This window comes from Bradyrhizobium nivariense (genome assembly GCF_029846695.2).
Taxonomy (GTDB): Bacteria; Pseudomonadota; Alphaproteobacteria; order Rhizobiales; family Xanthobacteraceae; genus Bradyrhizobium.
This window is the reverse complement of sequence record NZ_JARWCR020000188.1, coordinates 1-1227: the sequence shown is the minus strand read 5'-3', so window position 1 is coordinate 1227 and position 1227 is coordinate 1. Positions and strand designations below refer to the sequence as shown.

1 protein-coding gene is annotated in these 1227 nt (G+C 57.5%); it reads left to right on the top strand.

Translation table 11 applies throughout. From position 1 onward, the window contains the following. The first annotated feature begins 323 nt into the window (after positions 1 to 323). Complete coding sequence (locus tag QCM77_RS45860) at positions 324 to 464, top strand: hypothetical protein (RefSeq protein WP_280097133.1); 141 nt, start codon at positions 324 to 326, stop codon at positions 462 to 464. The last annotated feature ends 763 nt before the right edge of the window (positions 465 to 1227 follow it).

Below are 1227 nucleotides of genomic sequence, written 5' to 3'. Positions count from 1 at the left end.
CCGGCCAACAAGCCTGACCCGCAGTTTCTGATCATCGTCTGCCATCACAAGGTGTCCACCTAATTTGGTGGACACCTCATGCATCACAGCACTCAACCGCAAAAGGTGCGGGGAAATTCGCGCTTACGCTAGCCCAACTTTCTGTGCACTTTTGTGAAATTGCTTACATTTTCCGCTGGGTTCGATTTCGGCCCTTTTTGTAGGGCGTTCCCCTCGGAAATATCGGCCGCTCTCTTCTAGGCAGGGGCCGCTCTATCCAGGGAAATGCAGGCGGCCTGAGGTAGTTGACCACCGCGCCCACGCGTCCGACAATGTGAGCTCGCATGACAGACGCCAACCGAATGCTGCTGGAGCAGCTCAACATGATCGAGCGCCTTGCCGGCCTGATCGAAACGAAGCGCACATCCACCCGCCGCGCGAGGCTCAAGATCGAGCGGCTTAAGGCAGAGCTGAGGCGCATTTGACCGCCAGACCCGGCGACAACCGAAATCTCAGAGCCAGTAGTTCACTCCCTCAGGAGAAACGAGCGGAGTGCTCAATGTACTCCGCTGGCCGTACCTTTCGAGACGCGCGCGTCACAGCCTCAAGACGGGCTGCGATGCCGCTCATCCGGCGTGCCGCATCTCGAACCGCTGCTATATCGGTCGGCCCGGCGCCAGTCGCGAGATTCAGTTCGTTCTGCAGGTGCCGGAATTCTGCCTCGCACCGGGTCCAGCTCGGCGAGAAGCACCGCGAATTCGTCCATTGGGGAAAGGCCCTTCAGTTGGATGGGCTGCGGCCGGATCGATCTCTTCGTCAAGTCAGCGGCTGGACGGGCTTTAAGATGAAGCCCACCATCCCTCGGAACCAAGACGTGTCAAGCGTAGTGGGGGCCCACCGCGGGCGCGGCGCTCTGCTTCTTCAACCAAGATCTTCCAACTCTGAGAGCTGAAAAGTGAGTTCGCGAAGTCGTTCGGCGTAAAGGATTGCGCGAGAGCCTCGCATGAAATGTCCTCCCCAGCGCAAAAAAAGCACTATCAGGATAGCGTCAGAGCAAATAGCGCGAGCAGTAAAAGTAAAAGACTACCACCGGTAAATAGCGGATTCAATACGCCAGTCTTGAGCTATGCGGGAAAGTGGGTGATGACGGAATGAGATAGGCGGCGTATCGAGGCGGGTGTCGAGCCTGCCAGAACCTCTCAAGGAGAGCGATACGCCATGAACGAGACTAGCAATATTGTTGCCCTT